The organism is Vreelandella glaciei (assembly GCF_013415125.1).
Lineage (GTDB): Bacteria > Pseudomonadota > Gammaproteobacteria > Pseudomonadales > Halomonadaceae > Vreelandella > Vreelandella glaciei.
Window position 1 is genome coordinate 218,575 of sequence record NZ_JACCDE010000001.1, and the last position, 26,638, is coordinate 245,212.

Here is a 26,638-nt window from a genome sequence, read left to right on the forward strand (position 1 = left end):
AGAGATTGGCTATTCAGGAGTCCCTACTAAGAGGTTTTTTAGGCGATGATTGTGGGTATTGGCTCCGATATAGCGCGTATAGAGCGCTTTACGCGGGCCGTGCAGCGGCACGGCCCGCGCTTTGCGCAGCGAATTTTAGGGCCTGAAGAGCATACGCTTTGGCTGCAGAAATCCCAGCCTGCCGCTTTCCTCGCCAAACGTTTTGCTGCCAAGGAGGCGTTTGTTAAAGCGCTAGGGCTTGGCCTGCGCCACGGAATGCAGTGGTGTGATATCCAGGTGCTTAATGATGCCTTGGGTAAGCCTTACTTCGTGCTTGACGGTAAAGCAGAGCGGCTACTCCAGGCGGCAGGCGTCACGGCGAGTCATATCACCTTGAGTGACGAAGCCGAGTACGCGGTTGCTTTTGTGGTGTTGGAACGCTCATAGCCAGCCAAGACCGGGCGAAGCTTTTGTCTTTGGTTTTTGGTCTTTAGGCATTATTTATTGGCTTAGGGCCTGAGTAAAAACGGGCGGTGTGCTCTTAGTCGTGCCATTGCCTGATATAGGTCCTCCAGTAGCTCTTCTACATGGTCTAAGCCGCTGGTCCGCAGCCGTGTTTCCAGCGTCTCTACCAGCAATGCCAGCTCCGGTGCGCCGCAGTAACGGCTGGCGCCATTCAAGCCGTGGACCCAATCGAGCAGCATCGGCAAATTTTGTTGCGCAAAAGCGCTACGCATGTGTTGTTCACTTTCGTCCAAGCTGTCGATCAAACGTTTTAGCTGCTCCCGTGCGAGGTACTCTTTACCGCCTGCTAGGCGTGCGCCTATCTCAAGATCCACAACGAGTAGTTTGGCGGGCGTCGTGTGGCTAAATGACTTAATAGCGGTTTTGCTACTGCTCGTTGAAGGAGGCGTTGCATTACTGTCGGCTAGCCGATGAGTAACCCCCAAAAAGCGATGAAGCAGTTGATGTAATTGTGCCTCATCAATGGGTTTTATCAGGACGTCATCAAGGCCTTCGGCGAGCCACTTTTGGCGTTCACTGCTGAGGACATGAGCGGTGACCGCTATAATGGGGCAGCGAGCCCAAGTGCTGCTAAGCCTGCGCAACGCTTGGGTGGTTTGTACACCATCCATGCCAGGCATGCGGATATCCATCAGCACCATGTCCACATTGCTGGTTCGCGCAAACTCTAGTGCTTGGTGGCCACTTTCTAATGCCGTGATATGCAGGGCGGGATCTTCAAGCATATTTTTGAGCAACTCACGGTTCGGCGCATTGTCATCCACAATCAGCAACTTGACCGGTTGAGTCGACGCTGGCAGAGCAGCTAACGGCTCAGGCTTGTCATAGGAAACAAGCACCGGTAGCAGTAATTGCTTAAGCGATGCCACCAATTGAGCGCGTGAAAAGGGTTTGTAAAGCGTTTCACCGCCCTGGGGTAATCGCAAAGGGGGCAGGTCAAGACTGTTGCCGTTGGCTAAAATCAATACAGGGCAAGGCGTTTGATCAATGACTTTTTGCCAGTAGCGGTGGCGTTCGGGCGTATAATCACTGTGTTCCAACCCCAATATAAGCAGTTGTGCCGGTTCAGAGGCATCAAACGCAATCGGTTGCGCTTCCCAGCGTTGCAGCAAATGCTCCAACACATGTCGGGTAGGCGCATGGGTTTCATAGAGGCAAATAGTGGGGTTGGCTAGGCTAATCTCCGCCGGCCGTTCGATTGCTTTGTGAGCCAGTAGGGGCAGTGTAAAGGAGAAAGTGGTGCCTTGGCCCAGTACACTCTCCAGCTCAATCTCGCCGCCCATGCGCTCAATAAGCTGGCGGCAGATAGTAAGCCCCAGGCCACTGCCGCCAAACTGGCGTGAATGGCTGGGTTCAGCTTGGGAAAAGGCGCTAAATAAGGCCTTCTGATGGGCATCGCTAAGACCAATCCCGGTGTCACTAACGCTGAGGTTAAGCACGACATGCTGGCCTTCCTGGTTATCCAGCATGACACGCACAATCACGTCACCTTCATGAGTGAACTTGAGCGCATTACCAATCAAGTTATTTAACACTTGATGAATACGCAACGGATCACCGCTCAGCGGTGTAGGGACATCGTCATACACCATCGCCACTAAGTGTAACTGCTTGCGCTGGGCTTCAGGCGCGTGAAGCCCAATCACTTCATCAACCAGCGCGACGATATCGATATCCGTTTCTTCAAGAGTAAGGCGATTGGCCTCAAGCTTGGAAAAGTCGAGCACGTCGTTAACCAACATAAGCAGGTTGTCGCAAGCGCGATGGACGTGCTGCAACCATTCCTGCTGGCGCGTATCCAGCGATGAACGGCCCAGCAGCCGACAAAACCCAATAATGCCGTTGAGTGGGGTGCGAATCTCATGGCTCATGTTGGCTAAGAATTCGGATTTCACCGCATTCGCCCGCAAAGCGCTGCGGTGTGCCAAATCGAGCTTTATATTCTGCTCCTCAATGGTTTCCATGGATTCTTGCAGTTCGCTGGTGGCCTGCTCAATTTGCGTTTGCATATCCCGCTGGGCCTGCTGAAAGTGTTCAGCGAGGGTATTAATGTGGCTAGTCAGGTGGTTAAGTTCCGCCGCATTAGAAGGCATCAGATGTAGCCGATAGTCACCGCGGGATAGGCGATAAAGCGCTTGGTTAGCTTCTTCGATAGGGCGGGTGGCATAGCGACTGATGGCGAAGGCGATTAAAAACATCAGCAGGCCCAGCAACATACCGCCTAAGCTAAGACTAGCGATCAATTTATAACGCCCCAGGGTGAGCGCTCGGGTGTCCATCTCGATAACCAGCCAGCCTGCGCTATCACTGACCGCACTGGCTGGACTTGTATTAGGCTGGGTAACCTCTAACGGTAAGCGCAGTCGCCAAGCCTCTTCTTCCATGAGCAGTTGGCTGTTAGCGGGCGCTTCCAGAGTGGGTCGTGCAGCGTTGCCCAGTAATAAAAGACGATCGCCTTGCGCATCAAAGAGCGCTACCGCCCGTAATCCTCTCATGGTGAGAAGTTGGCGGGCCAGGGCCTCAAGACGTTGAGAATCACCCTGTGCGACTGCGTCAGCAACACTGGGTGACAACAGCTCGCCAGCATTTTCCAAGCGTTCTTGCTGTGCCGCCCGAGCTTCCGTACCACTCTGTATGACCAGCAGTACGGCCATTATGGCGTACACCAGGAGCGGGAAACCGAGTAGGGCAAACAGAAGACGGGTGTTCAATGACATGAAAAGAAGCTCGCTGATTCAATGAGGTTGCCTGTCCAGGTCAAGACAGCACCGATATAATGCAGCATAACGGTTACGATAAGGAATTTTCATGAACGATCTTAAGGGCTATCCCACGTTAGAGGATGTGGTTGGCAACACGCCATTAGTGCGCCTGACGCGCATTAGCGCCGGTCGCAACAATACGCTGCTGGCTAAGCTTGAAGGCAATAACCCGGCGGGTTCGGTCAAGGATCGTCCCGCACTCTCCATGATCAGCGAGGCGGAAGCCCGTGGTGATATTACCCCCGGTGATACGCTGATTGAGGCAACGTCAGGTAATACCGGCATTGCACTGGCCATGGCGGCGGCGATCAAAGGCTACAAAATGGTACTCGTGATGCCGGAAAACGCCTCGGAAGAGCGTAAGCAGGCGATGGCAGCCTATGGGGCCAAACTCATTTCTGCCAGTAAAGCCGGCGGCATGGAGGAAGCTCGGGATATAGCGGATGACATGATCGCCAGTGGCGAGGGAAAACCGCTCAATCAGTTCGCCAACCCAGACAACCCGTTGGCGCACTATCGCACCACCGGCCCTGAAGTATGGCAACAAACCGGTGGCGAAGTGACTCACTTTGTAAGCTCAATGGGCACCACGGGCACTATCATGGGCGTGTCACGCTATTTAAAAGAGCAAAACCCGGCTATCCAAATTGTCGGTTTGCAGCCCGCCGATGGCGCCAGCATTCCTGGTATTCGCCGCTGGCCAAAAGAGTACCTCCCCGCCATCTTTGAAGCGCCCCGGGTGGATGTCACACTTGATATCGGCCAACAAGAAGCCGAAGAGCATATGCGTCGTCTAGCCCGTGAAGAGGGCATTCTGGCTGGAGTTTCATCAGGTGGTAGTTTGGCAGGCGCGCTGCGCATTGCCGAGCAAACAGAAAATGCGGTGATTGTGTTTATTGTCTGTGACCGCGGTGACCGCTATCTCTCTACTGGCCTATTTGCCCCAGGAGTATAACCATGGCCATGTTGGGAAAAAGGCGGCCGTCTAGGCCCGCGTCAGGTCATTCTGGGCTTGCTGGCACGCCAGGCGGCAAAACGCGTCATACGGCTACCGATGGTGATACGTCGCCCTTGGTGATTGAGCGCTTAGCGCACGATGGCCGTGGCGTCGCCCACTCAGCCAACGGTAAAACCGTGTTTGTTGATCAGGCGTTGCCCGGTGAACAGGTAGAGGTGGCGATTCATCTGACGCGCAAACGTTTTGATGAAGCGCATGTTAAATCACTGCTAACGTCCTCTGATCAGCGTGTTACGCCCCCATGCCCGCATTTTGGCCACTGTGGCGGCTGCGATTTACAACATTTAAATATTGATGCCCAGCGCGTTCACAAGCGTGAGGTGGTGCGCGACCTGTTTGCGCGTCAAGGCATCACGCTAGGCGAGATTGGCTCGATTCAGGGCGATGACCAGGGCTATCGGCGTCGTGCACGGCTAGGGGTCAAGGTAGATAGCCAGGGCAACACGCGCCTTGGCTTTCGTGCTGCCCATAGCCATCGCTTAGTCGACATCGAGCGCTGTCCGGTATTGGTTGATTCTTTGCAGCAGTTGTTAACACCACTACGCGAGTTGCTCAAACGCTTAGATGCGCCGCGCCATGTGGGTCACATAGAATTGCTGGCAACGGCGACCACCCAAGTAGTACTGGTTCGTCAACTCAAAGAGCACCTTCAGGATGCCGAGCGCTGGCAAGCCTTTGCCCAGCACCGTCAGGTGGCTTTAGGCACCTGGTTGGGTCGTGAAACACCCACGCTGCACTGGCATGGCGCGCCCCCGGTGCTGGAGGAGTCGCTAATACTCAACGACCAGCCATCGCTAAAACTGAGTTTTGCCCCAGGCGATTTTTTACAGGTCAACGCCCAGGTTAATCAGCAAATGGTTGCCCAAGTGATGCAATGGTTGGTGCCCAAGCCAGGGCAAAAACTGCTCGATCTGTTTGCAGGTATCGGGAATTTCAGCCTGCCCATCGCCGCGGCGGGTGCTGAAGTGCACGCGGTGGAAGGCAACCCTGCCATGGTGGCGCGGATTGCGATAAATGCTAAACACAACGCGCTGATGGTCAGCGGCCAACAGGCCGATTTGAACGACCCCGCCAGCGTTAAAGAGCTGCTATCTGCTCATCGCGATAGTGATGCACTCGTACTTGATCCGCCGCGTAGCGGTGGGGAAGCAATTTGTCAGGCGCTGGCGCGCCACCCGGTGCCCAGAGTGGTCTATATTTCTTGTGACCCCGCAACGCTTGCCCGGGATGCGGCACATCTTGTGCATGCGGGTTACCGGGTTAAGCAAGTAGCAGTGGCAGATATGTTCCTTCACACTGCGCATATGGAAACACTAATGTTGTTTGAAATTAATGTTGTTTGAAACTGATGCTGTGTGAAGCTGATGCAGCTAAATGCGTCAAGCCACGGTGACAGCCGTGTGGAGATCGTCCCCCAGAATGGATGAGTGATAGTCATGGTAAAAGTGCGTGAAGACCAGCCGCTAACCGCTAGCGGAAAGGTGGATATACAACAATGGTTAACGCGCCTGCAAGAAGATGTGCGCCTACGTGATCCCGAGCGTTTAGTCGAGGCCTGTGAGCTTGCTGAAACGTTAGAGCTAGAAGCTCCTCGCACGCATCGTGTATGGCTTTCGCCGGGATCCAGCTTCCGCATGGGCCTGGAAATGGCCGATATCCTTGGCGATTTGAAGCTGGATCAGGCTACGCTGGAAGCCGCCGTTCTCTACCGTGCGGTGCGGGAAGGTCTACTGAGCCTTGAAGCGGTGACAAAACGCTTTGGCGAAGAAGTGGCTAGCCTGATCGATGGCGTGCTGCAAATGGCCGCTATCAGCTACCCACTGGCGCCTGACCACGGCATGGGCCAACACAATCAGCAGGAAAACCTGCGCAAGATGCTGGTTAATATGGTCGGCGATGTGCGCGTGGCGCTGATAAAAATTGCTGAGCGCACCTGCGCACTACGCCAGGTAAAAGACGCTCCCCGGGAAAAAAGTTTACAGGTGGCTCGGGAAGTCGCCGATATTTACGCGCCGCTGGCCCACCGCCTGGGCATCGGTCAGCTTAAGTGGGAGCTGGAAGACCTCTCGTTTCGTTACTTGCATGAAGATGAGTACAAAGCGATTGCCAAGCTGTTGGCGGAGAAGCGCCTTGACCGCGACCGCTATATTCATGATGTGGTCGAAACCATCAAAGGCTTGATGGAAGCCCAACATATTCACCGCTACGACGTGGATGGGCGGGCCAAGCATATCTACTCGATCTGGCGCAAAATGAAGCGCAAACGGATTGATTTTTCGCAAGTTCATGACGTGCGTGCGGTGCGCATTCTGGTGCCGGAAGTGTCGGACTGCTACACCGTACTGGGGATTATTCACTCGCGTTGGCACCACGTGCCCAACGAGTTTGACGACTATATCGCCAACCCCAAAAAGAACGGCTATCAGTCGCTGCATACCGCCGTCATGGGGCCGGAGAACAAGGTACTCGAAATCCAGATTCGCACCTTCGCCATGCACGACGAAGCGGAGCTGGGCGTGTGTGCCCACTGGCGTTACAAAGGCCACGATACCAACGCCAAAAGCCGTAGCTACGAAGAGAAAATTGCCTGGCTGCGTCAGGTACTGGAGTGGCAGGACGAAGTGGGCGGCTTTGGCGATCTGCGCGAAGGACTCTCCAGCGACGTGGCCCCTGACCGCATATACGTCTTCACTCCTGACGGTCACGTGATTGATCTGCCGCGGATTGCCACGCCTATCGATTTTGCCTATCGAGTGCATACCGAAATTGGCCACCGCTGCCGAGGTGCTAAGATTAATGGGCGCATTGTGCCGCTCACTTATAAACTCAAAACCGGTCAGCAGATCGAGATACTGACGGCCACCAAAGGCGGGCCTAGCCGCGACTGGTTAAATCCCAGTTTGGGCTATGTGCGTACCTCCCGGGCTCGGGCCAAAATCCAGGCGTGGTTCAAGCACCAGGCGCGGGGTCAAAACCTGGATGAAGGGCGCGCGCTGTTTGACCGCGAAATGCGCCGCCTGGATGTCGAAGGGCTCGACCTGCCCAAACTGGCCAAGGCGGTTAACTACCTCAATGCTGACGATATGTACGCCGCCATTGGTGCCGGTGATCTGCGTATTGGCCAAGTGTTGCATCAGGCCCAACAGCTGTTCGGCGAGACCGACGACCAGGAGCAGCTTAATCGCCTGCTTGCCAAGCCTCAGCGGCAATCCAGCAAAGCCACCAAAAGTGATATCACCGTGCTCGGCGTCGGCAACCTGAAAACCAGCATGGCGAACTGCTGTCGGCCAGTGCCTGGCGAACCGATCATCGGCTTTATCACCCAGGGGCGTGGCGTCACTGTGCATCGCCAGGATTGTAGCAATATTCTGCAATTGCGCCTGGACGAACCCCAGCGCATTATCGAGGTAGAGTGGGGCGAACGCGCCCAGACCCGCTATCCGGTGACCATTGAGATTCAAGCCTGGGATCGCTCTGGGCTACTGCGCGATGTGACAGGGCTGCTCGGCAATGAAAAAGTCAACGTACTCGCCGTGAACACATTAACCGATACCGACGAGGGCATTGCCCGTCTGCGCATTACCTTGGAAGTCGACGGCCTGGAATCCCTGGGGCGTCTGTTCTCCCGTATCCAGCAGTTGCCAAACGTTACCGAAGTGCGCCGTTTGCGCAATGCAGACCCGGAAAAGCAAACGCGTAAGGGAGGGGAATGATGCGCCATGGTATGGACGACCTGCTGACCCTGATGCAAGTGCTGCGTGACGCCGGGCAGGGCTGCCCATGGGACTTACAGCAGGACTGGGACAGCATTGTGCCCCATACGCTGGAAGAGGCCTACGAGGTCGCCGACGCCATTGAGCGACGCGCTTTTGACGAGCTACCCGGTGAGCTAGGCGATCTGCTTTTTCAGGTGGTTTACTACGCCCAGTTCGGGGCGGAGGAGCAGCGCTTCGACTTTGCTGATATCGTCGATACCCTGACCGCCAAGATGTTGCGTCGACATCCCCACGTATTTCCGGAGGGCACCCTGGCTTCCCGGCGCCCGCCAGGAGTGAGCGCCGCAGAGGTGCAAACTCAGCAGGTCAACAGCCGCTGGGAATCACTCAAAGCTGCAGAACGTGACACAAGGGCACGCGCCGAAAGGGCTGATGCCACCCCCTCAGTGCTGGACGATGTACCGCGCACGCTGCCCGCCCTTAGCCGCGCTGCCAAGCTGTCCAAGCGCGCCGCGCGGGTAGGCTTTGACTGGCCCGATGCCCGCGGTGTGGTGGCGAAAATTCGTGAAGAATTGGCGGAAGTGGAAGAGGCGCTCGCCGCGGGTGATCAACAGCATGCTCAGGAAGAAGTGGGCGATTTGCTGTTTGCAGTGACCAACCTTGCCCGCACGCTGAATGCCGACCCTGAACAGTGCCTGCGCGCTACCAATGCCAAGTTCGAACGCCGTTTTCGTTTTGTTGAGCGTGAGCTTAGCGCTGCCCAGCGGCCATTAACAGAGGCTTCCCTAGACGAGATGGAAGCCCACTGGCAGGCAGCCAAAGCAGAAGAAAAACAATCTACCCATTCCTGATCTAATAATGATGCGACCCCTGCAAGGAGGCCATGCCAATGAGTCACGACCTACACGAATCTCTGCGCGATAACGTACGTATTCTGGGCGACAGCCTGGGGCGAACCATTGCCGACGATTTGGGCCAGGCATTTGTCGATAAAATTGAAACCATTCGCGCCCATGCCAAACGCGGGCGGCAAGGCGACTCGCTGCAGCAGCGTGAATTGATCGAGTACCTGCGTGAGCTGCCCGAGCGGGATCTGCTGCCGGTCACCCGTGCGTTTAACCAGTTCTTAAACCTCGCGAACATTGCCGAACAGCACTATCGGGCGCGCTTTCGCCGGGTCGAGGACTACAAGCCCGGCTCCCAGCCGGTACTGGGGGAGCTGCTTGCGCGTGCCGAACAGGCCGGCAACTCACCGCGCAAATTGGTCGAGACCCTTGCCAACATGCGCGTTGAACTGGTGTTGACCGCTCACCCCACCGAAGTTATCCGGCGTACGCTGATTCAAAAATATGACGCCATTGATGAGTGCTTAACCGCTATTGAGAGCTCCGAGGATTATCCGGAGCGTGGCACTCGTGCCCAGGGGCGCCTGGAAGAGCTGATTAGCCAGGCGTGGCATACCGACGAGATCCGCCACGAGCGGCCCACCCCGGTGGATGAAGCCAAGTGGGGCTTTGCGGTCATTGAAAACTCGCTATGGCAGGCGGTGCCAGATTTCCATCGGGATTTGGATAATCTGCTGTTGGATACCGCCGGTGAGCGGTTGCCCCTGGATGCCGCGCCCATCCGCTATGCTTCCTGGATGGGCGGTGACCGCGATGGCAATCCCAATGTGACCGCCCGGGTCACCCGCGAGGTATTGCTACTGGGCCGCTGGATGGCCGCCGACCTTTACCTGCGCGATCTTGAGCAGTTGAAGACCGAGCTCTCCATGTGGAAGGCCAACAGTGCGCTTAAAGCCGAGGCGGGCGATGTGGCCGAACCGTATCGCGAAGTGCTAAAGCGCCTGCTGACAAGAATGGAGTCAACCCGGGATTGGGCCAAGGCCGAGCTTGAGGGGCGTAACTATGACGGCGGGCCGATTATTGAAACCCGTGATCAGCTCTATTCACCGCTGCTCGGCTGCTACCGCTCACTGTGCGATGTTGGTCTCGATACCATCGCTAACGGGGCGCTGCTGGATACCTTGCGCCGGGTCGCCGTATTCGGCGTTACGCTGACCAAACTCGATTTGCGCCAGGAGGCCAGCCGCCACGCACAGGTGATTGAAGAGCTGACCAGTACGCTGGGCCTTGGTCACTACCGCGAATGGGACGAAGCCCAGCGCCAGGAGTTTCTGCTCGCCGAACTGGCCTCACGTCGCCCGCTGATCCCACGCCGCTGGGAGTGCTCCGCCGAGTCCCGTGAAGTACTGGATACCTTCAAAGTCATCGCCCAGGAGCATTCAGAAGCGCTGGGAACTTACATCATTTCCATGGCCGCTGAGCCCTCGGACGTGCTTACCGTAGCACTGCTAATGAAAGAGGTGGGAGGGCAGGTAACGCTACCTATCGCACCGCTGTTTGAAACCCTTAATGACCTGGATCACGCAGGCGATGTGGTGGATCAGCTGCTGGCGATACCGGGCTACCGTTCGCTGATCGATGACCGTCAGGAGGTCATGATTGGTTACTCGGATTCGGCAAAAGATGCCGGCCAGCTGGCCGCTGCCTGGGCGCAGTATCGCGCTCAGGAGTCGCTGGTGAATGTGTGTAATCGACACGGCGTCGATTTAACCCTGTTCCACGGTCGCGGCGGCACCGTTGGTCGTGGCGGCGGCCCGGCCCACGCGGCGATACTCTCCCAGCCCCCGGGTTCGGTAAACGGCAGCCTGCGGGTGACCGAGCAGGGCGAGATGATTCGCTTCAAGTTTGGCCAGCCTGATATTGCCCTGCGCTCCATGGAGATCTATGCCTGTGCAGTGCTGGAAGCCACGCTGTTGCCGCCACGCGCGCCAGAACCGCACTGGCGTGAGGAGATGGATCAGCTCGCCAAGGTAGCGCATGGCGCCTATGTGGGCGTCGTGCGTGAAGACCCGGACTTTGTGCCTTATTTCCGCGCGGTAACGCCGGAGGGCGCGTTGGGTAGGCTGCCGTTGGGTTCACGCCCCACCAAGCGGCGCCAGGATGGCGGGGTGGAAACCCTGCGCGCCATTCCATGGATTTTTGCTTGGACGCAGATTCGCCTGATGCTACCCGCATGGCTGGGCAGCGGCGAAGCCTTTGCGCGGCGCTTAGAGCAGCCCGGTGGACGCGATGTGCTGCAAGAGATGCGCAATGAGTGGCCCTTCTTCGGCACCTACCTGGACATGCTGGAGATGCTGCTGGCCAAAGCCGATGTCGCCATTGCCGCTTACTACGAGCACCGCTTGGTCGATGAGCCCTCGCTGAAGGCATTGGGTAAAAAGCTACGCCACCGTTTCGCGTCCCTGGAAGAAGCCGTGCTGGATATTCTTCAGCAGGAGAAGCTGTTGGAGAACACGCCGCTGATTCGCCAGGCAATCGATGTACGCAACCCCTACATCGATCCGCTGCATGGCCTTCAGGCGGAGTTGTTGCAGCGTAACCGCGATGCCGACGGGGCGATTAGCGCCGATCTTTCCCGTGCGCTGATGGTGACCATGGCAGGCATTGCGGCAGGATTGCGTAATACCGGCTAGGCATAACCATATTTAACGACTAGGAGGCATCAATGTCCTCAGATGCTCAAGCGGTACTCGACTTTTGGTTTGAGGAGTTGACGCCTGCTCAGTGGTTTAAAAAAGACCCTGAAATGGATCGTACAATCTCGCAGCGGTTTGGTGCGCTGAATGCCCAAGCCGCACGGTGCGAATGTTATGCATGGCGTCAAACGGCTCAAGGGCGTCTTGCGGAGATCATCGTGTTGGATCAGTTCTCGCGCAATATCTATCGCGATGACGCTCGTGCTTTTGCCACCGATACCTTGGCGCTAGTACTAGCCCAGGAGGCGGTGTCCGCTAGTGCCGACGCCGAGTTAACCAGTCAGCAGCGGGCATTTCTGTATATGCCCTATATGCATAGTGAGTCAACGGCCATCCATGAAGTGGCGATGGAGCTGTTTAACCAGCCAGGGTTAGAGAATAACTACGACTTTGAAGTGCGCCACAAGGCGATTATTGATCGCTTTGGGCGCTACCCGCACCGCAATGCTTTGTTGGAGCGGGACTCTACCGACGAGGAGTTGGCCTTCTTGAAGGAGCCCGGCTCCTCTTTTTAATTGTTTGCTTATCCTCTTTTAGCCACGTGGCGTTTTATGTCGTTTCGAAAATCTACCCGTATCAATAAATATATTAGCGAGAGCGGGATGTGCTCTCGCCGTGAAGCCGACCGTTTTGTTGAGCAGGGCAACGTGTGGATTAACGGTCGCCGTGCCACCACCGGTGATCAGGTGGTGGCGGGGGACTTGGTTAAAGTAAACGGTCAGGAGATCGAGCCTCAGGAAGAGGAGGATCTGGTGCTGATCGCGCTGAATAAACCGGTGGGCATTGTCAGTACCACCGAATCCAGCGAAAAGGACAATATCGTTGAGTTTGTGAAGCATGGCGTGCGCATTTTCCCCATTGGGCGGCTCGATAAAGACTCCCAGGGGCTGATTTTTTTAACCAATAACGGCGACCTGGTTAATAAGATTCTGCGCGCCAATAACAACCACGAAAAAGAGTATCAGGTGACGGTAAACAAGCCGATCACCGACGAGTTTATCGAGGGCATGCAGAGCGGTGTACCGATTCTTGGCAAGGTGACCAAGCGCTGCAAGGTGCAAAAAGAGTCCACCTTTGTGTTCACCATCACGCTGGTGCAGGGGCTCAATCGGCAAATTCGCCGTATGTGCGAATATTTCGGCTATGAGGTTACGCAACTTATTCGCACGCGCATTATGAATGTGCCGCTAAAAGGCTTGGCCCTGGGCGACTGGCGCGATCTCACTGCCAAAGAGATCGATACCATTATTGCGCTGACCGAACGCTCAGAGGCGGTACCCGAGAAGAAAAGTAAAGCTAAGCCGGAAAGACCCAACTACAGCTCAGGCGCAGGAAAGGCAAAGCCGCCTTCCGCGAAAGGGCGACCGGCTAAAGCAGGCGCGAAGGCGGCTGGTGCCAAAGCGGCTGGGGCTAAACCACCCGTCAAGGGTAAAAAAGCCGCCAGCGGAAAAGTCAGTGGAAAAACAGGTGCCGGCCCGAAAGGCGGTGTGGCAGGCAAGCCGCACCCCAAGGGTGGTAAAGCCCCCGGTAAGCCTGGTGTTAAAAGTAAGCCCGGTGTTAAAAGCAAGCCTGGTGCTAAAGGTAAGCCCGTTGGTAAAGGCCGCGGTAAGCCAGCGGTGGGCGGCAAACCTTCTCAACGACGCAAGTAGCTGCTAACCACTCAAGAGTCTCCACTGTGATTCCAATCGTCGCCTTTTACGCTGTGGTGAGCGTTATCGCTTATATCACTTACGCTATCGATAAAAAGGCGGCTATTAACAACCGCCGTCGGGTGAGTGAGAAGTCGCTACATCTGCTTGGGGTAGTGGGTGGCTGGCCGGGTGCGCTACTGGCCCAACAGCAACTGCGTCACAAAACCCAGAAAACCACCTTTCAAGTTATGTTCTGGCTGACGGTTGTCGTGAATCTGGTCTGCGCCGGGTGGCTAACGGTTTCATTGAGTCTCATTTAGCCACCCGTTTAGCCACCCTATGCTGAGTGCCTACGCTCTGGCGTGATTGCCGGGCGCGAAAAGAAAATTAGCGATTAGCTCTTTACCGCCCTCGGTGGCAAACGATTCCGGGTGGAACTGGATGCCGTGAATCGGGTACTCCCGATGCTTAACCCCCATCAGTTCGAATTCACCCAATGCCTGCCAGCGGCTGCGCTGCTCAAAGCTATCCGCTTCAAGTGCGCCAACGGTGGCGGTCACTTCCAGGCACTCGGGCAAAGTGGTCGCATCGGCAATTAGCGAGTGGTAGCGCATGACCTCAAGCTGGTCGGGCACGCCGTTAAACACCGAGGCGTTATTGTGGTTGATCGGGCTGATCTTGCCATGCATCGGCAGCGGCGCTTTCACCACCTTGCCGCCAAACACATGCACGATGCCCTGCATACCCAGGCACACTCCCAGCAGTGGCGTGGTCTTACCCAGTTTTTCGATGACTTCAGCGCACACGCCAAAGTAGCGTGGGTCATCCGGCGAGCCCGGGCCGGGGGAGATGATTATGCGATCCGGGGCCATGGCTTCGATGGCGTTGAAATCGATTTGATTATTGCGCTTAACGAGTATCTCAAAATTAGCCAGCCCGCCGCGATTCTTCTCCGTGGTCAAAATCTCACCAATAAACTGGTAGAGGTTATAGGTGAAGGAGTCGTAATTATCGATGATAAGTACCTTCATGCTGGGCTCTCCATGTCCGTCTCCATAAAGGGGGCAAGGGCTTTGCGGGTGCCGGCAAACTTGCGGCGAATCTCTTCATACTCATCGGCGGCGTTGCTATCAAACACATTGCCGCCGCAGGTTTGCACGTAGGCGCGCTCACCGTTCACAAACACCGTACGAATGGGTATCGCAAAGGTGCAGTCGCCGTTAAACGAGAACTGACCCACCGCGCCGCCGTAGGGGCCGCGGCCGTCGGTTTCCAGATCGTCGATAATCTTCATCGCCTCAATTTTGGGTGCGCCGGTGAGGGTGCCTGCCGGGAAGTTGCTGGCCAGCGCCGTAAACATATCTTCACCTTCGGCGATAATACCGACGATCTCGCTGGAGATATGCTGCACGTGGCTAAAGCGCTTGATATCCATCAGGCTACGTACTTTGACCGTGCCAAACTGGGCTACGCGGCCAATATCGTTGCGGTGTAGATCCACAATCATATTGTGCTCGGCGATCTCTTTGGGGTCGTTGAGCAGCGCCCGGGCGAGCTGGGTATCTTCTTGGGTTGTTTGCCCCCGGGTGGTGGTGCCCGCCAGCGGAAAGGTCTCCATTTCACCCTGACGCAGCCGGAATAAAAGCTCCGGGCTCGCGCCGATCAGCTTCTGCTCGCCAAATTTGACGTAGTACATCTGCGGCGACGGGTTGATGGTGCGTAGCTGGTCATAGAGCGCCAGGGAATCCCCTTTAATACTGAAGCGTTTTTTAAAGCCGACTTCGCACTGGAACACTTTGCCGTCGATAATATCCTGCTTCACCTTGGCCACCGCCTCGGCGTGCTCTGCCTGGCTCATGGTGTCGCCGAGGGCAGTTATCTGCAGTGGGCCTGCCGGCTCATCGTCTGCATCAATTAGCGTCTGCAGAAAGTCGTAGCGGCTGTTGTCGTAATAGAAGTAGGTGACTTCCCCGGTCATCTTGTCGAGGATCAGGCCATCTTTGTAAAGCCCAAAGCGGAAGGTATCGAAATCATCGCTGGCTTTTAAGGTAAGCGATGGTTCGAAGTACTGCATGGCATCATAGCCAAGATAACCGCTGAGCCCACCGGCATACTTGCGGGAAATAATATTCTGCGGGATCAGACTGCGCAGCAGCTCATAGGGGTTATCGCTGGGGTAGTGATTGGCGTTGCCTTTGCGGTCTTCGATCGTCAGCGTGTTGCCGTTGGCGTAGAGCGTGTACTCGGGGTCGAAACCGATGATCGAGTGGCGCGCCATATGGCTGTCTTCGCCCAGAGACTCCAGCATGTAGCAGGTATCAAATTGGCGTTCGATTTTTTGAAACAGAGCAAAGAAGTCGCAGTCCGCCGCCAATGTCACATAGTGAGGTTTGCGTGGCAGCGTAAAAGGCTGCGGGCCTGGTGAGGCGTGCGTGTCAGCAGTGGTCATGATCAATCAATCCGTGAAGAAGGGCTTGAAGAAGGTAACGTGGTAAGGGCACGAGAGCCCCGTGAAACCGTGGCGATACCCACGCCCAGGGTTTCGGCAATTTTGCGGTGGGGCACGCCTTCACGCAGCAACTTAAAAATTTGTAGGCGTTTACTGATTTCTTGGTACTCTGCAGGCGTTAGCAGGCTAGCCAGGGCTTCGTCCATTGCTTTAGGTGAGTCAATGGCGAGCAAATGGCGAATGAGTTCAGCCTGGTAGTTATCGTCTGTTGTCATATGTGCCACCAGGTAATATGCATTGTACTAGCGTACTAGTACGCTACCTGATTGCTCAGGGAAGTCAAGCAGCACGTTTCATTTTGAGGAGTCCCCATGACCAGTTATTTCATTCAGGCGTTTATTTATCTTGTTGCCGCGGTGATTGCAGTACCGCTTGCCAAGCGTTTTGGCCTGGGTTCTGTGCTGGGTTACTTGGTTGCCGGTGTCGTGATCGGTCCAATACTGGGGCTGGTGGGTCAAGAGACCACCACTATTCAGCATTTTGCCGAGTTTGGCGTGGTGATGATGCTGTTTTTGGTCGGCATGGAGCTGGATCCCAAGGGCCTTTGGGCGATGCGGGTGCGGTTGATTGGTCTGGGTGGGCTTCAGGTTGTGTTAACCGCCGCGGCTGGCACCGCTATTGCCTGGTGGCTGGGGCTGGTTTGGCAAACTGCCCTGGCGGTGGGGCTGATTTTTGCGCTCTCTTCCACGGCGATTGTGCTGCAAACACTCAATGAAAAGGGGCTCGCCAAAACGGAGGGTGGGCGCAGCGCTTTCTCGGTGTTGCTGTTTCAGGATATTGCGGTGATCCCCATGCTGGCGCTGATCCCGCTGCTGGCGCTGCCTGAGTTGATGGGGGCGGGCGGTGATGACGGTCATGCCAGCTTAAGCCTGGTAGCGAACTTGCCCGGCTGGGCTCATGCCTTAGTGGTTGTGACAGCTATCGCAAGCGTTATTGCCGCTGGCTACTATTTGATGCCGCTGCTATTTCGCTATGTAATTGGTTCTGGCCTGCGTGAAGTATTTACCGCTACCGCGCTAATGCTGGTGATTGGCATCGCCGCACTGATGAGTGTAGTCAATTTGTCCCCCGCCCTTGGCGCCTTCCTGGCGGGAGTGGTGCTCGCCAACAGCGAATTTAAGCACGAACTGGAAGCCAATATTGAGCCCTTCAAAGGACTGCTGCTGGGGCTGTTCTTTATTACCGTAGGGGCAGGTATCAACTTCTCGGTGTTAGCCGCAGAGTGGGGCACGGTGCTATCGCTAGGCTTGGCGGTTATCGTTATAAAGGGTGTGATTCTGCTGGGTTTGGCGTTGCTGTTTCGGGTACATGGTAGCAACGGCTGGCTATTCACTTTAAGCCTTGCCCAAGCCGGTGAGTTCGGTTTTGTACTGCTGACCTACAGCGTTCAAAACAACGTAATACCTACCGATATCTCCCAGGTGCTTTCGTTAGTCGTGGCGCTATCGATGTTCTTAACGCCGCTGCTGTTTATTGCCTATGACCGGCTGGTGCTGCCGCGCTACCTTATTGCTAAAAACGATGACACCGAGGCCGATACTATTGAGGAGCAGGCCCCCGTCATCGTTGCGGGCGTAGGGCGGTTTGGACAAATTATCTGCCGCTTGTTGCGCGCCAATAATATCCCCATCGTGGCGCTGGATCTGGAGATCGAGCAGATCGAGAATCTGCGCAAAATTAACATCAAAAGCTACTTTGGCGATGCCAGTCGCTCCGACTTGCTAGAGACCGCGGGGATCGAGCACGCCCGGCTACTGGTTATCGCGCTAGACGACCGTGAGCGTGCCGTGCAGATGGTTAAGCATGTGAAGTATGCCTACCCCCAAGTGTGGGTACTGGCCCGTGCATTCGACCGTGGGCATGGCTATCAGCTACGTGACGCGGGTGCCGACGACGTTATCAGTGAAACCTATCATTCAGCGCTGGAGCTGGGCGGGCACGCACTGACAGCCATGGGCGTTCACCCCATGCGCGCCAAGCAAATGACCTGGGCGTTTGTGCAGAACGAAGATGCCCATGAGGATGAACTGTTTGAGGCCTGGAAAGAGATCGAAGAGGGCATCAGCTTCAGCCCCCGCTACGGTGAGCTATTTATGAAGCTGGAAGAGTCGTTGAACAGCGCAATGCAGCAGGATTGGCCAGAGCCCCAACAGGAAGATGTGCCGATCTGGACGCCACCTGAAAGCGATCAAGATCAAAAAGCCTAAAACGGCAGGTGCAACGAGGCGCTTAACATATTGAGGTGGCTAAGGGTGGGGGCGTCGATGCGTTCGTACTCTAGGCGGCTGACGAGTCGATTGATCGTCACCGTGGCGCCGAAACCTTGCAGCAATGCCGTGCCGCTTTCATCGGCGCCTTCCTGGTCGCTTTCCCCCCGCCATTCTGTGATGCCGGACTTTGCATAGACGCTGAAGGCGCCCATGCGAACTCCGGCAACAATGGCACCGCCCAAACTCAACGTATCCATAATTAGTGGATTTACACTGGAGGAAATGGGAATTTCTTCGCTTTCCCGGTAGGCAATTTCAGCGCCGATATCGAGTTGGGGGAGTCGCCAGGGGCTGAAGCCTGCGGTGACCCGAAAACCGCTGGTATAGTTATCAAGGCTTTGAAGGTCGCTGCCTTCCAAGATAACGCCGTTATCCAGCTGCATGAGTTCGCTGTTGGGTGCGGTATAGGCCATTACCGGCGGGGTATCGTCGGCGTAGCTGCTAAACCAGGGAACAGCGCAGCAGAGCAGGGTGCTTGCCAAGCGTTTGGTTGGCATTTTTCGTACACCTATTGTTTTATACCCATATATTGTCGTATACCCATGGGGTGGGAGAATACGGGCCGGGAGAAAAAGCTATCCCATTCAGACTAGCAACTGGCTTGGATTTCCACCACTTTAATTGCACCCTCGGCTAAGTTATCGACTAAATTTTTACCCATCGTGATAAAGCGCTCGCCAAATACCCACTGGGGAGATAGCACCGCTTGACGTGGCGCCTGCTCTTTTTGCCGCTGTCTCTGGCGCCACTCCAAGGCTAATTTGCTCCAGTCTTCCGTGTGTTCAAGTCGAAAACCGCCTGTTTCCAGCAATCGAGTCAGCTCCGCAATAGTCATTAGATGGGAGTGCTCAGAAGAGGCCGCCCAAGGCACTGGATAGCGAAGTTGCGCCACGTTCGGGCCGCTGACGACTTCATGCATCACTAGCTGCCCGTCAGGGCGCAGAACACGGCGGCTTTCTGCGATTACCTTGGTGGCATCGGGCATATTGAGTAGGCTGTGCTGAAAGAGCACGGCATCAAAGCTGCTATCGGCAAATGGCAGGGCGCTCGCGTTACCGGTTACCCAGGTGAGTGGTAACGAGTCAGCCTGGTTAACCCGTAAGCTCAGCGCTTTGTTCAGTGCACTGAAGCCATGCGTAATATCCAGCCCAGTCATCTTAAAACCCAGCGAAGCACCCTGGCGCATCAATCCGCCCAGTCCCGCGCCGATATCGAGCACTTTGCTGTGGGTGTCAGGGTTGAGGCCTGCAAGCAGCCGCTTAGAGGCCGCCACGCCACCAATATGCAGCTGATCCAAAGGGGCCAGTTGATGCAGCGTGGGGCCAGCGGGGTAGTGGGCGTCAATCTGTGCCAATACCTCATCAGCGCGTAGGGCGCGCTGATAGTGGTGGGCTAAAGGGTTGGAGGGGGTCATCGCTTACGATTCTTGATCCAAGCCCAGCTCTTGAATGGAAATTTCACGCATTTTAAATTTCTGAATCTTGCCGGTGACGGTCATGGGGAATTCGTCAACGAACTTGAAGTAGCGCGGAATTTTGAAGTGGGTGATTTTGCCTTTGCAGTATTCGCGCAGCTCTTCACCGGTGACTTCGCCCGCGGTGCTGTTGAGTTTTACCCAGGCAATCAACTCTTCGCCGTACTTCTTGTCCGGCACGCCGGTGACCTGTACTTCGGAAATCGCCGGGTGGGCGTAAAGAAACTCTTCGATCTCTTTGGGATAAACGTTCTCGCCGCCGCGGATCACCATATCTTTAATACGCCCCACGATCTGAATGTAGCCCTCTTCATCCATGGTGGCCAGATCACCTGTGTGCATCCAGCCTGCTTCGTCAATCGCTTCAGCGGTGGCTTTGTCGTTATTCCAGTACTTGAGCATCACGCTGTACCCGCGGGTACATAGTTCGCCAATTTCACCGCGGGGGAGAATGCCTCCGTTGCCAGGGTCGACAATTTTGTTCTCTAAGTGAGGCTGGGTGCGGCCCACGGTGGAAACGCGTTTCTCAATGCTGTCGTTGGCACCCGTTTGAGTGGAGACCGGGCTGGTTTCCGTCATGCCGTAAGCGATCTGCACACCCTTCATATTCATCTTGCTGATCACCTGCTTCATGATTTCCGCAGGGCAGATCGAGCCCGCCATAATCCCGGTGCGCAGCGTGGAGAAGTCAGTGCTAGCAAAACCCTCGTGTTCAAGCTCGGCGATAAACATGGTGGGCACGCCGTAGAGCGCGGTGGCTTTCTGCTCGTGAACCGCTTTAAGTACTTTGCCGGGATCGAAGCCCTCATCCGGGTAAATCATGGTGGCGCCGTGGGTCATACAGCCCAGGTTGCCCATCACCATACCAAAGCAGTGATAGAGCGGTACCGGAATCACCAAACGGTCTTCGCTAGTAAAGCCCATACTCTCCGCTACAAAAAAGCCGTTATTGAGAATATTGTGGTGGGAAAGGGTCGCGCCTTTAGGGAAGCCCGTGGTGCCAGAGGTGTACTGAATATTGATCGCATCATCAAACTGCAGCGTTGCTTGCAAGTCATCAACGTCGGTTTGGCTAACCTTGCTGGCTTCGTTCATTAAGTCAGACCAGCGCCACATACCGCCCAATTTTTCGCTGCTCAAGTTAATAATGCACTCAAGATCGGACAGTTTAGACGACTTGAGTTTGCCTTCGGCACAGGTGTTAAGTTCCGGTGCCAGTTCATATAGCATGGCGCTGTAGTCAGAGCTTTTGAAGCTATTGGCGGTGACCAAAAAGCGCGCACCGGATTGGTTCAGCGCGTACTCCAATTCGTGAGTGCGGTAAGAGGGATTAATATTGACCAGAATGGCGCCAATTTTGGCGGTGGCAAACTGAGTCAATGTCCATTCGCTGCAGTTGGGTGCCCAAATGGCCACCCGGTCACCTTTGTTGACGCCGATGGAGAGCAGGGCGCGGGCGCAGCGATTGACCTCTTCCTGGAGTTGGCGATAGCTCCAGTGAATGTTTTGATGCAGCACAATTAGCGCATCGTTATCAGCATATTGCGTCGCGATTTGGTCAAATTTATCGCCGATCGTCATGCCAAGAAGCGGCTTGTCAGCCATGCTGCTGGAGTAGCTGGGTTGGGTAAGGGTAGGTGATGCCATGGTGTATCTCTCCGATATTTTTCTTGTCCGAACGGGAAGGCAGGGGATAACTCGCTGCTTTTAATTTTTATTATTCATGTCTCATTTCAACGGCTAAGGCCTTTTGCCAGGGCCACCTTGGAACTGGGCTTGCGGCCTAGCTCGTGGGTGATCCAGTAGCCGGTTTCAATCACGGCCTGTAGGTCGATGCCCGTTTCAATCCCTAGTCCTTCCAGCAGATAGAGTACGTCTTCAGTGGCTACGTTGCCGGAAGCGCCCTTGGCATAGGGGCAGCCGCCAAGTCCCGCGGTAGCGGCATCAATAACGCTAACGCCTTCTTCTAGCACGGCATAAAGATTTGCCAGCGCCATGCCGTAGGTGTCGTGGAAGTGAGCGGCCAGAAACTCAATGGGCACCTGTTGGCGCGTCGTCTCAATCATGCGTTTAGCAGCCAGCGGCGTGCCGACGCCAATGGTGTCGCCCAGGGACACCTCGTAGCAGCCCATCTCATAAAGCGCCTTGGCCACTTCAGCCACTTTGGCGGGGGCTATCTCGCCTTCGTAGGGGCAGCCCAATACGCAGGAGACGTAGCCGCGTACGCGCACGCCAGCCTCTCGGGCGCGCTCTAACACCGGCTCAAAGCGGGTCAGTGATTCAGCAATGGAGCAGTTAATGTTCTTTTGCGAAAAAGCCTCAGACGCCGCACCAAATACCGCGACTTCCTCAACGCCCACGGTTAGCGCGTTTGCGAGCCCTTTTAGGTTGGGCGTCAGCGCGGAGTACACCACGCCTGGCTGGCGTGTGATGCCCGCCATCACCTCAACGGCGTCGCCCATTTGTGGCACCCACTTGGGTGATACAAAGCTGGCGGCTTCGATGTGCGTGATACCTGCTTTAGCAAGCCGCTCAATCAGAGCAATCTTAGTCCCGGTGGGCACAATGGCCCCCGGCTCATTTTGCAGGCCGTCACGGGGCGACATTTCAAACAGCTTTACAGAAGTAGGCAGTGGCATCAGTGACTCCTATTCGTTGGCCGCAAAGTCGAGTAGCACAGCGCCTTGGCTAACCGTGTCGCCCGCTTGGAAATGGAACGCATCCACGCTGCCATCGGCGGGGGCAGTCATGGTGTGTTCCATTTTCATGGCTTCCATGACCATTAGCGGCATGCCTTTTTCAACCGCCACGCCGGGCGCCACAAGCAGAGCCACCACCGTGCCATTCATGGGCGCAGTCAGCGTGGACTCCGCTTCATGATGGCCGTGGTCAATGGCGTCAATACGCCGCCAGAACAAGCGGGTTTCACCGCTTGGGTCGGCCATCACGACCACATGACCGTCGCGGCGGGCCTGCAGGCGACGGCGGTGACCATTCAAGGTAACGGCGACCGCATCGCCTGTGAGCGGTTGCAAACTCGCGGTAAGGGTTTCATCGCCAATGGTGAGGTTCCAAAGCGATTCGCCCGCGCTGCGTTTACCTTCGACGATCACTACCGCTTCATCGCTATCCGGCGCTTGCGCACTTGCCGGGTCACACAGGGCAATGCGAATGGTGTGCGGGGCGTTGAGGCGGAAGCCGTCGTGGCGATCCCAGGGCGAGTCGCTTTCGCACTCCTGAGCCAGTTGATTCAGGCCAATCAGTGCCGCGCTGGCGTAGGCCTCCATGCTGTAAGTGCGGGGAGCAAACAGTGTCGCTTCGTTGCGTTCTATAAAGCGGGTATCCAGCTCCACGTTCTTAAAGCCGGGGTGGGTCGCCAAGCGCATTAAGAAGGCACGGTTGGTCACGACACCTTGTACATCCAGCGCCGCCAATGCGCGGTTGAGTGTAGCCAGCGCCGCATCACGATCGGCACCGTGAACAATCAGCTTGGCGAGCATGGGGTCGTAGTGCATCGACACCGCATCACCGCTCTCCACGCCGCTGTCCAGGCGCACCTGGTCGCCGCTCAGACCCGCGCCTTCTAAATCCAGTGCAAAGCGAGTGAGCTGGCCGGTAGCAGGTAAGAAATCCTGATCTGGGTCTTCGGCGTAGATACGCGCTTCAAAGCTATGGCCGGTAATGGTTAGCTCGTCTTGGCTGCAAGGCAGCGGTTCGCCCATGGCCACGCGCAACTGCCACTCCACCAAGTCCTGACCGGTGATCATTTCGGTAACCGGGTGCTCGACCTGGAGACGGGTGTTCATCTCCATAAAGTAGAACGAACCATCAATGTCTAAAAGAAACTCGACGGTTCCCGCGCCCACGTAGCCGATCTCCTGAGCAGCGCGCACCGCGGCATCGCCCATGGCGCTGCGCAGCTCCGCCGTCATGCCGGGGGCGGGGGCTTCTTCGATGACTTTTTGATGGCGCCGCTGAACGCTGCAGTCCCGCTCGAACAGGTAAACGCCGTTGCCGTGGCGGTCGCAGAATACCTGCACTTCTACATGGCGCGGCTGCACCAGATACTTCTCGATCAGCATCCGGTCATCACCAAAAGCAGCTTTAGATTCACGGCGGCAGCCATCTAATGCAGCTTGAAAACTATCGCCAGACTCAACCACGCGCATCCCTTTACCACCGCCGCCGGCGCTGGCTTTGAGCATCACCGGATAGCCAATGTTGTCGGCTTCGCTGCGCAGCAGGGCGTCGTCTTGATCGTCGCCGTGATAGCCCGGCACCAGTGGCACGCCCGCATTGGCCATACGCGCTTTGGCGGCGGATTTGTCACCCATGGCGGCAATCGCCGAGGCGGGCGGGCCGACGAAGGTAATGCCTGCTTCTTCAAGGGCTTTGACGAAGGTGCCGTTTTCGGAAAGAAAGCCGTAGCCGGGGTGAATAGCGCCAGTACCGGTGCGCTTGGCAGCTTCGATCACCGCATCGATATTGAGATAGCTTTCCCGGGCGGCGGCAGGCCCCAGACGAACGGCCTCGTCGGCTTCACGGACGTGGCGTGCGCTGGCATCGGCGTCAGAGTAAACCGCGACGGTTTTCAGGCCCATCCGGCGCGCAGTGCGCATCACCCGGCAGGCGATTTCGCCGCGGTTGGCGACCAGTAAAGTATCAAAAGGCGTCGTGCGAGCGGTTTTTTCGTGTTTTATCATGAACGACGCTCCGAAGCGTTAGGTGTGTTATTCGATTCGACCCAATTCGGGCGGCGCTTCTCAAAAAAGCTGGATAAACCCTCTTGGCCCTCGTGGCTTACCCGCAGTTTGGCGATCACCTGGCAGGTATGTTCGCGGGTGGCGTCACTGTCAGGCGCTCGAACGACCGTGGCCATCAGCGCCTTGGTGGCGCGCTGGGCTTGGGGCGAGCCGGCTAACAGGGTGGCCAGCATGGCGTCCACTTCGTCGTCTAGCTTATCGTGCTCCACCACCAGATGGACTAGACCCAGCGCGAGCGCTATTTCGGCGTCCATGACTTCTGCGGTTAACGCATAGCGGCGCATCTGTCGCTCGCCTAGGGCTCGCTGCACGTAAGGGCTGATGACTGCGGGCGATAGGCCTATTTTGACTTCCGAAAGGCAGAATTTGGCTTTACCCGAGGCGATCACCACATCGCAGCAAGCGGCCAAACCCACCGCGCCGCCAAAGGCGGCGCCTTGCACACGGCAGACGGTAGGGCAGGGCAGCGTATCCAGGCCGTGCATAAGTGCTGCCAGCTTGCGGGAATCGGCGACGTTATCTTCCAGGTCGTAATCGACCATGCGCTTCATCCAGTTCAGATCGGCACCCGCGGAGAAGCTTTTGCCTTCTGAACCCAGCACTACTGCGCGCACATCGCCTGCTTCAGCCAACGAATGCAACTGATCAAGGTGCGCGTTTAGCTCAGCAATCAGGCTGTCGTCAAAAGCGTTATGCACCTCGGGGCGGTTTAAGGTCAGGCGCGCCACACCCTCTTCTATAGTCAGCGTTGAGTAAGCCATGGTAAGACCCCCTTACATCCGGAACACGCCGAAGCGTGTCTCTTCGATTTCTGCGTTCATCGCGGCAGCTAAAGAAAGCCCTAACACATCGCGGGTTTGCAGCGGATCAATCACGCCGTCGTCCCATAAGCGGGCACTGGCGTAGTAGGGGTGGCCCTGATGCTCGTACTGGTCGCGGGTGGGCTGCTTAAAGGCTTCTTCCTCCGCTTTGCTCCACTCGCGGCCTTCGCGCTCATGCTGTTCGCGCTTAACCTGGGCCAATACGCCCGCCGCCTGCTCGCCGCCCATCACTGAAATGCGCGCGTTGGGCCACATAAACAGCAGGTTGGGGTCGTAAGCGCGGCCACACATACCGTAGTTACCGGCGCCAAAGCTGCCGCCAATCAGGACGGTGTATTTGGGTACCTTGGCGCAGGCTACGGCAGTCACCAGTTTTGCGCCGTGCTTGGCGATGCCTTCGTGTTCGTACTTGGAGCCGACCATAAAGCCGGTGATGTTCTGCAGGAAGATCAACGGAATCTTGCGCTGGGCGCAGAGCTCGATAAAGTGCGCGCCTTTCACCGCGCTTTCGGAAAACAGCACGCCGTTGTTGGCCACAATACCCACCGGGTAGCCGTGAATATGGGCAAAGCCGGTGACCAGGGTTTCGCCGTAGTAGCGCTTGAACTCATCAAAGTCGGAGTCATCGACGATGCGGCCAATCACTTCGCGCACGTCATAGGGCTTTTTCAGGTCGGTGCCGACAATCCCATACAGTTCAGCAGGGTCGAGTTTGGGTGGCTTGGGCGCCTGCATGGCGATCTGGCCGCGTTTTTGCCAGTTCAGCCGCGACACACAGGCGCGGGCCAGCTGCAGCGCATGGGCGTCGTTTTCCGCATAGTGGTCGGCGACGCCGCTGACTTTGGCGTGAACATCCGCGCCGCCTAAGTCTTCAGCGCTGATGCTTTCACCGGTGGCGGCTTTCACCAAGGGCGGGCCGCCAAGGAAAATCGTGCCCTGCTCTTTAACGATAATCGACTCATCCGCCATGGCGGGCACATAAGCGCCGCCAGCGGTGCAGGAGCCCATCACCACGGCAATTTGCGGAATGCCTTCGGCGGACATGGTCGCCTGATTGTAGAAGATACGCCCGAAGTGCTCGCGATCTGGGAACACTTCATCCTGGCGGGGCAGAAAGGCGCCGCCGGAATCGACCAGATAGATGCACGGCAGACGATGCTTGCGGGCGATCTCCTGGGCGCGAATATGCTTTTTGACGGTCAGCGGGAAGTAAGTACCGCCTTTCACCGTGGCATCGTTAGCGACAATCACACATTCGACGCCGGCAACACGGCCAATGCCGGTGACCACGCCAGCGGCGGGAATTTCGCTATCGTAAATGTTGTGCGCTGCCAGGGCGGAAAACTCTAAAAACGGCGAACCTTCATCGATCAAGTGATCGATGCGGTCGCGGACAAACAGCTTGCCGCGGCTTTCGTGGCGCTCGCGGGCTTTGGCACCGCCACCCTGGGCGACGGCAGCGGTCAGTTCCCGCAGTTTGTTCACTTCACCGAGCATTGAGGCTTCGTTGGCTTGAAACACATCGCTGCGCGGGTTGATCTGAGTAGAAATGGAACTCATGACAGGGCC

Annotated in this window: 21 protein-coding genes; 10 read left to right on the forward strand and 11 right to left on the reverse strand. The window is 56.5% G+C overall.

Annotation, left to right across the window (positions count from 1 at the left end; genetic code table 11):
- The first annotated feature begins 45 nt into the window (after nucleotides 1–45).
- A complete protein-coding gene (gene acpS, locus HZS80_RS01035; protein ID WP_008956759.1) occupies nucleotides 46–426 on the forward strand; it encodes a holo-ACP synthase in 381 nt (126 codons plus the stop codon).
- 62 nt (nucleotides 427–488) lie between these two features.
- Here acpS and HZS80_RS01040 read toward each other — a convergent pair whose 3' ends face one another.
- Nucleotides 489–3,221, reverse strand: a complete 2,733-nt coding sequence (locus HZS80_RS01040; RefSeq protein ID WP_035566116.1) for an ATP-binding protein — start codon at nucleotides 3,219–3,221, stop codon at nucleotides 489–491.
- Between the two features lie 91 nt (nucleotides 3,222–3,312).
- Between HZS80_RS01040 and cysM the strand changes: the two genes are divergently transcribed.
- From cysM to HZS80_RS01080, 8 genes are all read left to right on the forward strand, one after another.
- A complete protein-coding gene (gene cysM, locus HZS80_RS01045) occupies nucleotides 3,313–4,221 on the forward strand; it encodes a cysteine synthase CysM (protein ID WP_179914865.1) in 909 nt (302 codons plus the stop codon).
- A 2-nt stretch (nucleotides 4,222–4,223) separates the two neighbouring features.
- Complete coding sequence (gene rlmD / locus HZS80_RS01050; protein ID WP_179914866.1) at nucleotides 4,224–5,627, forward strand: 23S rRNA (uracil(1939)-C(5))-methyltransferase RlmD; 1,404 nt, start codon at nucleotides 4,224–4,226, stop codon at nucleotides 5,625–5,627.
- A gap of 93 nt (nucleotides 5,628–5,720) precedes the next feature.
- Nucleotides 5,721–7,997, forward strand: a complete 2,277-nt coding sequence (relA, locus tag HZS80_RS01055; RefSeq protein WP_035566106.1) for a GTP diphosphokinase — start codon at nucleotides 5,721–5,723, stop codon at nucleotides 7,995–7,997.
- Nucleotides 7,997–8,851 (forward strand): nucleoside triphosphate pyrophosphohydrolase, encoded by an 855-nt coding sequence (gene mazG / locus HZS80_RS01060; RefSeq protein ID WP_179914904.1) that lies wholly within the window; start codon nucleotides 7,997–7,999, stop codon nucleotides 8,849–8,851. Before relA ends, mazG begins: the two co-directional genes overlap by 1 nt.
- Nucleotides 8,852–8,889: 38 nt before the next feature.
- Complete coding sequence (gene ppc, locus HZS80_RS01065) at nucleotides 8,890–11,538, forward strand: phosphoenolpyruvate carboxylase (protein ID WP_179914867.1); 2,649 nt, start codon at nucleotides 8,890–8,892, stop codon at nucleotides 11,536–11,538.
- 32 nt (nucleotides 11,539–11,570) lie between these two features.
- Nucleotides 11,571–12,116, forward strand: a complete 546-nt coding sequence (locus HZS80_RS01070) for a DUF924 family protein (protein ID WP_179914868.1) — start codon at nucleotides 11,571–11,573, stop codon at nucleotides 12,114–12,116.
- Between the two features lie 36 nt (nucleotides 12,117–12,152).
- On the forward strand, nucleotides 12,153–13,250 hold the full coding sequence (gene rluF, locus HZS80_RS01075) for a 23S rRNA pseudouridine(2604) synthase RluF (RefSeq protein ID WP_179914869.1): 1,098 nt from the start codon (nucleotides 12,153–12,155) through the stop codon (nucleotides 13,248–13,250).
- A gap of 26 nt (nucleotides 13,251–13,276) precedes the next feature.
- Nucleotides 13,277–13,552, forward strand: a complete 276-nt coding sequence (locus HZS80_RS01080) for a DUF1294 domain-containing protein (RefSeq protein ID WP_179914870.1) — start codon at nucleotides 13,277–13,279, stop codon at nucleotides 13,550–13,552.
- 30 nt (nucleotides 13,553–13,582) lie between these two features.
- On the opposite strand, the gene HZS80_RS01085 is transcribed toward HZS80_RS01080, so the two are convergent.
- Genes HZS80_RS01085 through HZS80_RS01095 form a run of 3 tightly spaced genes read right to left on the reverse strand, consistent with a single transcriptional unit; the run spans nucleotide 13,583 to nucleotide 15,956 of the window.
- Nucleotides 13,583–14,263 carry an anthranilate synthase component II gene (locus HZS80_RS01085; protein WP_179914871.1) on the reverse strand — a complete coding sequence of 227 codons (681 nt, stop codon included), beginning with the start codon at nucleotides 14,261–14,263 and terminating at the stop codon, nucleotides 13,583–13,585.
- Nucleotides 14,260–15,681 carry an anthranilate synthase component I family protein gene (locus tag HZS80_RS01090; RefSeq protein ID WP_179914872.1) on the reverse strand — a complete coding sequence of 474 codons (1,422 nt, stop codon included), beginning with the start codon at nucleotides 15,679–15,681 and terminating at the stop codon, nucleotides 14,260–14,262. Before HZS80_RS01090 ends, HZS80_RS01085 begins: the two co-directional genes overlap by 4 nt.
- Nucleotides 15,682–15,683: 2 nt before the next feature.
- Complete coding sequence (locus HZS80_RS01095; RefSeq protein WP_179914873.1) at nucleotides 15,684–15,956, reverse strand: Trp family transcriptional regulator; 273 nt, start codon at nucleotides 15,954–15,956, stop codon at nucleotides 15,684–15,686.
- Between the two features lie 96 nt (nucleotides 15,957–16,052).
- Here HZS80_RS01095 and HZS80_RS01100 point away from each other — a divergent pair, with 96 nt between their 5' ends.
- On the forward strand, nucleotides 16,053–17,948 hold the full coding sequence (locus HZS80_RS01100; RefSeq protein ID WP_179914874.1) for a monovalent cation:proton antiporter-2 (CPA2) family protein: 1,896 nt from the start codon (nucleotides 16,053–16,055) through the stop codon (nucleotides 17,946–17,948).
- On the opposite strand, the gene HZS80_RS01105 is transcribed toward HZS80_RS01100, so the two are convergent.
- The 7 genes from HZS80_RS01105 to HZS80_RS01135 all read right to left on the reverse strand — a co-directional run bounded on the left by HZS80_RS01105 (nucleotide 17,945) and on the right by HZS80_RS01135 (nucleotide 26,629).
- Nucleotides 17,945–18,508, reverse strand: a complete 564-nt coding sequence (locus HZS80_RS01105) for a hypothetical protein (RefSeq protein ID WP_179914875.1) — start codon at nucleotides 18,506–18,508, stop codon at nucleotides 17,945–17,947. The two genes, HZS80_RS01100 and HZS80_RS01105, sit on opposite strands and share 4 nt — an antisense overlap.
- 92 nt (nucleotides 18,509–18,600) lie before the next feature.
- Nucleotides 18,601–19,425 carry a class I SAM-dependent methyltransferase gene (locus HZS80_RS01110; RefSeq protein WP_179914876.1) on the reverse strand — a complete coding sequence of 275 codons (825 nt, stop codon included), beginning with the start codon at nucleotides 19,423–19,425 and terminating at the stop codon, nucleotides 18,601–18,603.
- Between the two features lie 3 nt (nucleotides 19,426–19,428).
- Nucleotides 19,429–21,132, reverse strand: a complete 1,704-nt coding sequence (locus HZS80_RS01115; protein ID WP_179914877.1) for an AMP-binding protein — start codon at nucleotides 21,130–21,132, stop codon at nucleotides 19,429–19,431.
- Nucleotides 21,133–21,218: 86 nt separating this feature from the next.
- A complete protein-coding gene (locus HZS80_RS01120) occupies nucleotides 21,219–22,124 on the reverse strand; it encodes a hydroxymethylglutaryl-CoA lyase (protein WP_179914878.1) in 906 nt (301 codons plus the stop codon).
- 9 nt (nucleotides 22,125–22,133) lie between these two features.
- Nucleotides 22,134–24,188, reverse strand: a complete 2,055-nt coding sequence (locus HZS80_RS01125) for an acetyl/propionyl/methylcrotonyl-CoA carboxylase subunit alpha (RefSeq protein WP_179914879.1) — start codon at nucleotides 24,186–24,188, stop codon at nucleotides 22,134–22,136.
- Nucleotides 24,185–25,009 carry an enoyl-CoA hydratase/isomerase family protein gene (locus tag HZS80_RS01130; RefSeq protein ID WP_179914880.1) on the reverse strand — a complete coding sequence of 275 codons (825 nt, stop codon included), beginning with the start codon at nucleotides 25,007–25,009 and terminating at the stop codon, nucleotides 24,185–24,187. Before HZS80_RS01130 ends, HZS80_RS01125 begins: the two co-directional genes overlap by 4 nt.
- Nucleotides 25,010–25,021: 12 nt before the next feature.
- Nucleotides 25,022–26,629: a carboxyl transferase domain-containing protein gene (locus HZS80_RS01135; protein ID WP_179914881.1), complete on the reverse strand. Its 1,608-nt coding sequence runs from the start codon at nucleotides 26,627–26,629 to the stop codon at nucleotides 25,022–25,024.
- Between the last annotated feature and the right edge of the window lie 9 nt (nucleotides 26,630–26,638).

What these genes read in the sequence shown, in the direction of transcription:
- HZS80_RS01070 (WP_179914868.1), top strand. Translation starts at nt 11,571, where the DNA reads ATGTCCTCAGATGCTCAAGCGGTACTCGACTTTTGGTTTGAGGAGTTG.
- HZS80_RS01085 (WP_179914871.1), bottom strand. Translation starts at nt 14,263, where the DNA reads ATGAAGGTACTTATCATCGATAATTACGACTCCTTCACCTATAACCTC.
- HZS80_RS01040 (WP_035566116.1), bottom strand. Translation starts at nt 3,221, where the DNA reads ATGTCATTGAACACCCGTCTTCTGTTTGCCCTACTCGGTTTCCCGCTC.
- cysM (WP_179914865.1), top strand. Translation starts at nt 3,313, where the DNA reads ATGAACGATCTTAAGGGCTATCCCACGTTAGAGGATGTGGTTGGCAAC.
- HZS80_RS01105 (WP_179914875.1), bottom strand. Translation starts at nt 18,508, where the DNA reads ATGCCAACCAAACGCTTGGCAAGCACCCTGCTCTGCTGCGCTGTTCCC.
- HZS80_RS01110 (WP_179914876.1), bottom strand. Translation starts at nt 19,425, where the DNA reads ATGACCCCCTCCAACCCTTTAGCCCACCACTATCAGCGCGCCCTACGC.
- HZS80_RS01120 (WP_179914878.1), bottom strand. Translation starts at nt 22,124, where the DNA reads ATGCCACTGCCTACTTCTGTAAAGCTGTTTGAAATGTCGCCCCGTGAC.
- rlmD (WP_179914866.1), top strand. Translation starts at nt 4,224, where the DNA reads ATGGCCATGTTGGGAAAAAGGCGGCCGTCTAGGCCCGCGTCAGGTCAT.
- HZS80_RS01130 (WP_179914880.1), bottom strand. Translation starts at nt 25,009, where the DNA reads ATGGCTTACTCAACGCTGACTATAGAAGAGGGTGTGGCGCGCCTGACC.
- HZS80_RS01125 (WP_179914879.1), bottom strand. Translation starts at nt 24,188, where the DNA reads ATGATAAAACACGAAAAAACCGCTCGCACGACGCCTTTTGATACTTTA.
- mazG (WP_179914904.1), top strand. Translation starts at nt 7,997, where the DNA reads ATGCGCCATGGTATGGACGACCTGCTGACCCTGATGCAAGTGCTGCGT.
- rluF (WP_179914869.1), top strand. Translation starts at nt 12,153, where the DNA reads ATGTCGTTTCGAAAATCTACCCGTATCAATAAATATATTAGCGAGAGC.
- HZS80_RS01090 (WP_179914872.1), bottom strand. Translation starts at nt 15,681, where the DNA reads ATGACCACTGCTGACACGCACGCCTCACCAGGCCCGCAGCCTTTTACG.
- acpS (WP_008956759.1), top strand. Translation starts at nt 46, where the DNA reads ATGATTGTGGGTATTGGCTCCGATATAGCGCGTATAGAGCGCTTTACG.
- HZS80_RS01095 (WP_179914873.1), bottom strand. Translation starts at nt 15,956, where the DNA reads ATGACAACAGACGATAACTACCAGGCTGAACTCATTCGCCATTTGCTC.
- HZS80_RS01135 (WP_179914881.1), bottom strand. Translation starts at nt 26,629, where the DNA reads ATGAGTTCCATTTCTACTCAGATCAACCCGCGCAGCGATGTGTTTCAA.
- relA (WP_035566106.1), top strand. Translation starts at nt 5,721, where the DNA reads ATGGTAAAAGTGCGTGAAGACCAGCCGCTAACCGCTAGCGGAAAGGTG.
- ppc (WP_179914867.1), top strand. Translation starts at nt 8,890, where the DNA reads ATGAGTCACGACCTACACGAATCTCTGCGCGATAACGTACGTATTCTG.
- HZS80_RS01100 (WP_179914874.1), top strand. Translation starts at nt 16,053, where the DNA reads ATGACCAGTTATTTCATTCAGGCGTTTATTTATCTTGTTGCCGCGGTG.
- HZS80_RS01115 (WP_179914877.1), bottom strand. Translation starts at nt 21,132, where the DNA reads ATGGCATCACCTACCCTTACCCAACCCAGCTACTCCAGCAGCATGGCT.